Source organism: Achromobacter sp., assembly GCF_057314935.1.
In genome coordinates, this window is the sequence record NZ_DBHKZA010000005.1 from 53,844 (window position 1) to 60,665 (window position 6,822).

Sequence of the window (6,822 nt, forward strand, 5' to 3'; positions counted from 1 at the left end):
CTCGACAGCGCCGAATCGTATCAGCTGGCGTCGCGTGTCTTGCGGGTCTGTTGCACCTGGACCTCGGCGCCGCCTTGCGCAAAACTCAAATCCAACGCCTGCCCGGCGGACAAGGTTGCCGCGTCGCGCACGATGCGGCCTTCGCCGTCGCGCGCAATCGCGTATCCGCGCGCCAGCGTGTTGCCGGGATCCAGCGCGCGCAACTGCGCGGTGGCCGCCGCCACCCGGTTGCGGTTCTGGACCAGCAGGCGGGCATGGGCCTGGCCCAGTTGGCGCACGGCGCCCGCCAGGCGGTCGGCGGCGCGGCCCGTGTCCGGCACCCGATGCGTCAACCGCTGGGCCAGCAGATTGACGCGCGCGGTACGCCGGCCTTGCGGCCCGGACCACGCCGAGGCCAGGCGGAAGCGCAGGCTGTTCAGTCGTTCCCGCTGATGTTCCAGGCGTTGCGCCGGCGACACCAGTTGCGCCGCCGCGCGGTCCAGGCGCTGGGCGGCGCGCTCCAGGCGGCGTTGCTGGCCGCGCGCCATCGCCTGGGCAGTCTGCATGACGCGGCCCAGCAATTCGGAACGCGGCACGCAGGCCAGTTCGGCGGCCGCAGTCGGCGTCGGCGCGCGCACGTCGGCCACGAAGTCCACGATGGTGAAGTCGGTCTCGTGCCCGACGCCGCTGATTACGGGAATCTCGCTGGCCGCCACCTGGCGCGCCAGGTCTTCGTCGTTGAAGCTCCAGAGATCTTCGATGCTGCCTCCGCCGCGAACCAGCAGCAGCGTATCGACTTCGGCGCGTTCATTGGCGATCCGGACCTGGGCCGCCAGCCGGCCGGCGGCGTCCGCGCCCTGAACCGGGGCCGGATAGATGATGACCGGCACCTGCGGCGCGCGCCGGGCCAGGGCCGACAGCACGTCGCGCAGCGCGGCCGCGTGTAGCGACGTGACAACGCCGATGGCGCGCGGCAGACGGAAGGGGTCCCGCTTGCGGGCCGGATCGAACAGGCCTTCAGAGGCCAATTGCTCTTTCAGCCGCAAAAATGCTTCATACAGGTTGCCCAGCCCCGCCCGGCGCATCGCGTCGGCCTGGAGTTGATAGTCGCCGCGGGGCTCGTACAGGGAAACCCTGGCCCGGATCTCGACCTGATCGCCGGCCCGGGGCACGAAACCCACGGCGCTGGCGCGGCTGCGGAACATGACGGCGCGCACGGAGGCCCGGCTGTCCTTGAGCGTGAAGTACCAATGCCCGGAAGCCGCCGCCGTGAAGTTGGAAATCTCTCCGCGCACCCATATTGCCGGGATGCTGCGCTCCAACAACTGCCCCACTGCTTGGTTCAGCTGGGCAACCGTCAGGATATCCCGCGCGAATGCGTTGTTTGTGACTGCAAATTCAATTGTCATGGGGCTTTCCGATGCGTACCTGTCCACAGGGCATACGTAGCGGGCCGCAATGATACCGCGTCCACAGTTTTTTGCAGCAACAGGCCAGAAAGCCAGCATTTTCCGTGCAATTCATTGATTTATATGGGATTTTTACGCAAACACCGTTGCGCTCATTTGAAGCAAACAAGCGCCAGCCCTGTACCCACAAGCGTTCCGGCAGAGTTTTACACAGAATTATCCACAACTTCTGTGGATAATTCCGGGGTCAACCCGCCTTGCCACAAGCCCGCCGCACCGTTACAGTTTCGGCTTGATCAGATGCCGATGCACGCCACCCTGCGCGCCCAGGCTTCCCGGGAGTTGAACGCTTTGCTTTCCATTTTGCGCGAGGCCGGCTGGCCCATATGGCCCCTGCTGGCGACATCCGTGCTGGGTCTGGCGCTGATCTTCGAGCGCTTCCTCTCCCTGCGCCGCAGCCTGATCCTGCCCCGTGGCCTGAACGAGCAGGTGGCCGACATGCTGCGCAACCGCCAGGACACCCCCGAATCGATCAACCGGCTGGAACGCAACTCGCCGCTTGGCCGCGTGTTGGCCGAAGTGATGCGCCACCGTCATCTGCCCCGCGAAGAACTGCGCAACGTGGTCGAAGACACGGGCCGCGCCGTCGCGCACGACCTCAGCCGCTACATCCCCGCCATCGGCACCATCGCCGTCGTCGCGCCGCTGATGGGCCTGTTCGGCACGGTCGTCGGCATGATCGAGATCTTCGGCTCTTACACGCCCGGCGGCGGCGATCCCGCCCAACTGGCGCGCGGCATCTCGATGGCGCTGTACAACACCGGTTTCGGCATCCTGATCGCCATACCCGCCATGATCGCGCACCGCTACCTGCGCAGCCGCGTCGACGGCTACCTCAGCGCCATGGAACAATCCGCGTCGCGTCTGGTCCGCGCCGTGTCCTCCCTGCCCGCCCCCCGCGAGGCACGTTCATGAATTTCCGCGGCTCCCGGGGCGACCGCGATGAACTGGACATCAACCTGATTCCGCTCATCGACGTCCTGTTGGTCATCCTGATCTTCCTGGCAGCAACCACCTCGTTCGCGCGTTTCACGCAGTTGAAGGTGACGCTGCCCCAGGCATCGTCGGAACAGGACACGCCGCCCGCACTGGAAGTCGCCGTCAGCCAGGACGGGCGCTACGCCCTGAACGGCACGCTGATCGACGTCTCCACGCCGCCCGAAATCGCCGACGCGCTGCGCCAGGCCGCGGCCGGCAAGCCCGAGCCGCTGGTCGTCATCAACGCCGACGCCCAGGCCACCCACCAGTCCGTGATCAACGTCATGGAAGCCGCCCGGCTTGCCGGCATCGGCCGCGTCAACTTCGCCGCCCAGACCTCCCGGTGACCACCCCGCGTTCCTCTGCATCGCTGCTGGCTCGCCAGTGGCAGCACGGCGGCTGGCTCTCGAGCCTGTTGCGGCCCCTTTCCGCGCTGACCGCCTGGGCGGTGGCACGCAAGCGCAGGCAATACCTGGACGGCACCCGCGCCGCCTACCGCGCCCCGGTGCCGGTAGTGGTGGTCGGCAACGTCTATGTGGGCGGCACAGGCAAGACGCCGATGGTGATCGCTACTGTCGAAGGCCTGCGCGCCCGCGGCTACACGCCCGGCGTGGTCAGCCGGGGCTATGGCGTCAAGATCGGCACGGACGCCCGCGTCGGGACCGGTGCGCTTGCCGCCGCCCGATTCGGCGACGAACCCGCCCTGATCGCACGAGCCACTGGCGCCCCCGTTGCGGTGCATCCCAAACGCGCCCTGGCGGCTCAGGCCTTGCTGCAAGCGCATCCCGAGGTGGATGTGATCGTCTCCGACGACGGCCTGCAGCACCTGGCGCTGGCCCGCGACATCGAAATCGTCGTGCAAGACGAACGTGGCATCGGCAACGGCCGCCTGCTGCCCGCCGGCCCCTTGCGTGAACCCGCCAGCCGCCTGCAGGAAGTGGACGTGGTGGTCACCAATATCGGCACCACCGACGGCCGACCGGCGACGACGGGCAACGCCCGTCCGCGCCAGGTGCGGATGTGGCTGGAGCCGGGCGACACGCGCCAGATCGAAGGCGGCGCCACGCGGCCGTTGTCCGCCTATGCGGGGCAACCGCAGGTCGCGGCCGCGGCCGGCATCGGCAACCCTGAACGGTTTTTCACGACGCTGCGCGCCGCCGGCATCCTGCTGGACGCGACGCTGCCCCTGCCCGACCACCACGACTATGCCCAATCGCCCTTCCAGGCGATCGCGGCAGAAACAATCCTCGTCACGTCCAAGGACGCGATCAAGTGCGCCGCCCTGCACGACGCGCGCTTGTGGGAAGTTCCGGTGCAGGCCGCGTTCTCGGACCCGCAACTGTTCGATTGGCTGGCGCAGGCGCTGCGCCAGCCTGCCCGCGCCTAGAAAAACGCGGGCTTGGCAGCGCTGCGCTGCCGCGCGTATTCCTGCAGGACGCGCTCCCGTGCAGAGGCGGTTCAAGGAGGAAGGGCCGCATCAGCGCGCGTTCTTCGCTTGCCATGGCCCGCGGCGCCTGCCTTCCTGCTTCAGTTCGCGCAAGGCCCCCTTGCGGTTGCTGCGTCGCACCATGTCGGTGATCCCGCTGGTGACGGACCCGACCGGAATGATCAGCATCAATCCGATCCTGAGGCTATTTGCACCCAATGCGCTGCTATTTCTTGCCGAGAAACGGGGCGGAGGAGAGCGACGAACCGTCCCCGAATTCGAGGCAATGCACGACGTTAATCAACGAATGAATGGAATCAGGCGTTCCGTTGGTCTGCGAACGGGGTGCGCCCCGGCGAAAGCTCCCCTCTGCCCACCCCCAAAACTGTTTTAGAATCGCGGTCATGGAATCCCGACTTCTCGACATCCTCGTCTGCCCCTTGTGCAAGGGCCGCCTCGAACACGACCGACAGCAAGCCGAACTGGTTTGCCGCGCCGACCGCCTGGCCTTCCCGCTGCGTGACGGCATCCCCGTCATGCTGGAGTCGGAAGCCCGCGCGCTGGACGAAACGCCCGCCGCCAACTGACCGCCCCCATCGTGAGCTTCATCGCCCTGATCCCGGCGCGGACCGCCTCGACCCGCCTGCCCGATAAACCGCTTGCCGACATCGCCGGCAAGCCGATGGTCGTGCGCACGGCCGAACGCGCCGCCCTGTCGGGCGCGTCACGGCTGTATATCGCGACGGATGACCTCCGCGTCCAGGCTGCCGCCGACGCCCATGGCCTGACCGCGCTGATGACGCGCGGCGACCACCCCACCGGCACCGACCGCCTGGCCGAAGCCGTGGATCAGCTGGGGCTGCCCGACGAAGCGATCGTGGTGAACGTCCAGGGCGACGAACCGCTGATCGAACCCGAACTCATCGACGCCGTCGCGGCCAAGCTCCAGGCCCATCCCGAGGCCGACATCGCCACTTGCGCCTGCCCGCTGGCCGACGCCGAAGCGCTGTTCAACCCGAACGTGGTCAAGCTGGTTTGCGCCGTAGACGGCCGCGCGCTGTATTTTTCACGCGCCCCCATCCCGTGGGCCCGCGACGCGCTGGCCGCAGGCGAACGCGTGCTGGCTGATGGGTTGCCCGCCTGGCACCACATCGGGCTGTACGCCTACCGCGTGTCCTTCCTGCGCCGTTTCCCGACCCTGCCGCAAGGCGTGCTGGAACGATTCGAGTCGCTGGAACAGCTGCGCGCCATGGAACATGGCCACCATATCGTCGTCCACCGGGCTTCCAGCCCTCCCGCAGCCGGGGTAGATACCCCGGCGGATCTGGAGCGCGTCCGGTTGATCTACAGCAAACAGATATAAGGGTTATTTCCCATGGCGCGGCTCCGCATTGGCTGCTGCGTTGCGGCATAATCCCCCGGATCACAAAAAATAAACCCCATCAGGAGCACTCATGCGTCTTATCTTGCTCGGACCTCCCGGCGCCGGCAAAGGCACCCAGGCCGCGTTTCTCACCCAGCACTTCGGCATCCCTCAGATCTCCACCGGCGACATGCTGCGAGCCGCGGTGAAGGCTGGCACGCCGCTGGGTATTGAAGCCAAAAAGGTCATGGATGCCGGCGGTCTGGTTTCCGACGAGATCATCATCGGCCTGGTCCAGGACCGCCTGACCCAGCCCGACTGCGCCAACGGCTACCTGTTCGACGGCTTCCCCCGCACCATCCCGCAAGCCGACGCGCTGAAAAGCGCCGGCGTCAAGCTGGACTACGTGGTGGAAATCGAAGTCCCCGAAGAGGACATCATCGAACGCATGAGCGGGCGCCGCGTGCACCAGCCCAGCGGCCGCAGCTACCACGTGCGCTTCAACCCGCCCAAAGTGGAAGGCCGTGACGACATCACCGGCGAAGAACTGATCCAGCGCGACGACGATCGCGAGGAGACCGTTCGCCACCGCCTGTCCGTGTACCGCGAACAAACGCGCCCCCTCGTCGACTACTACTCGACCTGGGCGCAGCAGAACGCCGCCGAAGCCCCGAAGTACCGCAAGATCTCGGGCGTGGGCGCCGTCGACGAAATCAAGTCGCGCCTCTTCGAGGCCGTCAAGAGCTGATTGGCGCGTTGATGGCCCACAGGCCTTCGGCGCCGGCCGGACGCAACGCGTTCCGGCCCCGGCCCGAAGGCCTTGTCACATTCGGCGCCCGCCGCGCCGCATTCATCCCCTTGAACTGATCTGGTGGTAGAGACATGGAAATCGCGAACAAGGTATTCATCGTTACGGGCGGCGCGTCCGGCCTGGGTGCAGGCACCGTGCGCATGCTGGTGGAAAACGGCGCCAAGGTCGTCATCGCCGACGTGCAGGACGAGCCCGGCCAGGCGCTGGCAAAGGAACTCGGCCAGCGTTACGTGCATTGCGACGTGACGCAGGAAGCCGACGGCAAGAGCGCCGTCGCCGCGGCGCTCGAACTGGGCGCCCTCTTCGGCCTGGTCAACTGCGCGGGCGTCGCCCCTGCCGCCAAGATCGTGGGCAAGAACGGCGCGCATCCGCTGGACCTGTTCCAGAAGGTCGTGTCGATCAACCTGATCGGCAGCTTCAACATGATGCGCCTGGCCGCCGAAGCCATGAGCGCCAACACGCCCGAGCCCACCGGCGAACGCGGCGTGATGATCAACACGGCCTCGGTCGCCGCGTTCGACGGCCAGATCGGCCAGGCGGCCTATGCCGCATCGAAGGCCGGCGTCGCCGGCATGACCCTGCCGATCGCCCGCGATCTGGCCAAGACGGGCATCCGCTGCATGACCATCGCCCCGGGCATCTTCGGCACGCCGATGATTTTCGGCATGCCCCAGGAAGTGCAGGATTCGCTGGCCGCCAGCATCCCCTTCCCCGCCCGCCTGGGCCGCCCGGAAGACTATGCCAAGCTGGTCTACAGCATTGTCACGAACGATATGCTGAACGGCGAGACCATCCG

General features: G+C 67.1%; 9 protein-coding genes. 7 read left to right on the plus strand and 2 right to left on the minus strand.

Annotation, left to right across the window (positions count from 1 at the left end; genetic code table 11):
- Positions 1-20 precede the first annotated feature (20 nt).
- Complete coding sequence (gene xseA, locus ACO6D5_RS03045) at positions 21-1,388, minus strand: exodeoxyribonuclease VII large subunit (RefSeq protein ID WP_485824555.1); 1,368 nt, start codon at positions 1,386-1,388, stop codon at positions 21-23.
- Positions 1,389-1,739: 351 nt separating this feature from the next.
- Here xseA and ACO6D5_RS03050 point away from each other — a divergent pair, with 351 nt between their 5' ends.
- Genes ACO6D5_RS03050 through lpxK form a run of 3 tightly spaced genes read left to right on the plus strand, consistent with a single transcriptional unit; the run spans position 1,740 to position 3,813 of the window.
- Positions 1,740-2,363, plus strand: coding sequence for a MotA/TolQ/ExbB proton channel family protein (locus ACO6D5_RS03050; protein ID WP_485824598.1), 624 nt, complete (start codon positions 1,740-1,742; stop codon positions 2,361-2,363).
- Entirely contained in the window at positions 2,360-2,773 is a 414-nt protein-coding gene (locus ACO6D5_RS03055; protein WP_315844975.1) for an ExbD/TolR family protein, read from the plus strand. The genes ACO6D5_RS03050 and ACO6D5_RS03055 overlap by 4 nt, the downstream gene beginning before the upstream one ends.
- Positions 2,770-3,813, plus strand: coding sequence for a tetraacyldisaccharide 4'-kinase (lpxK, locus tag ACO6D5_RS03060; protein WP_485824556.1), 1,044 nt, complete (start codon positions 2,770-2,772; stop codon positions 3,811-3,813). The genes ACO6D5_RS03055 and lpxK overlap by 4 nt, the downstream gene beginning before the upstream one ends.
- Before the next feature lie 90 nt (positions 3,814-3,903).
- On the opposite strand, the gene ACO6D5_RS03065 is transcribed toward lpxK, so the two are convergent.
- Positions 3,904-4,041: a hypothetical protein gene (locus ACO6D5_RS03065; protein WP_485824557.1), complete on the minus strand. Its 138-nt coding sequence runs from the start codon at positions 4,039-4,041 to the stop codon at positions 3,904-3,906.
- 215 nt (positions 4,042-4,256) lie between these two features.
- Between ACO6D5_RS03065 and ACO6D5_RS03070 the strand changes: the two genes are divergently transcribed.
- From ACO6D5_RS03070 to ACO6D5_RS03085, 4 genes are all read left to right on the plus strand, one after another.
- Positions 4,257-4,439, plus strand: a complete 183-nt coding sequence (locus tag ACO6D5_RS03070; protein WP_006225458.1) for a Trm112 family protein — start codon at positions 4,257-4,259, stop codon at positions 4,437-4,439.
- An 11-nt stretch (positions 4,440-4,450) separates the two neighbouring features.
- Positions 4,451-5,215 (plus strand): 3-deoxy-manno-octulosonate cytidylyltransferase, encoded by a 765-nt coding sequence (gene kdsB / locus ACO6D5_RS03075; RefSeq protein ID WP_315844973.1) that lies wholly within the window; start codon positions 4,451-4,453, stop codon positions 5,213-5,215.
- Between the two features lie 91 nt (positions 5,216-5,306).
- Entirely contained in the window at positions 5,307-5,963 is a 657-nt protein-coding gene (gene adk / locus ACO6D5_RS03080) for an adenylate kinase (RefSeq protein ID WP_485824558.1), read from the plus strand.
- Between the two features lie 134 nt (positions 5,964-6,097).
- Positions 6,098-6,822 (plus strand): 3-hydroxyacyl-CoA dehydrogenase (locus ACO6D5_RS03085; protein WP_485824559.1); only part of this gene is annotated, 725 nt, incomplete at its 3' end.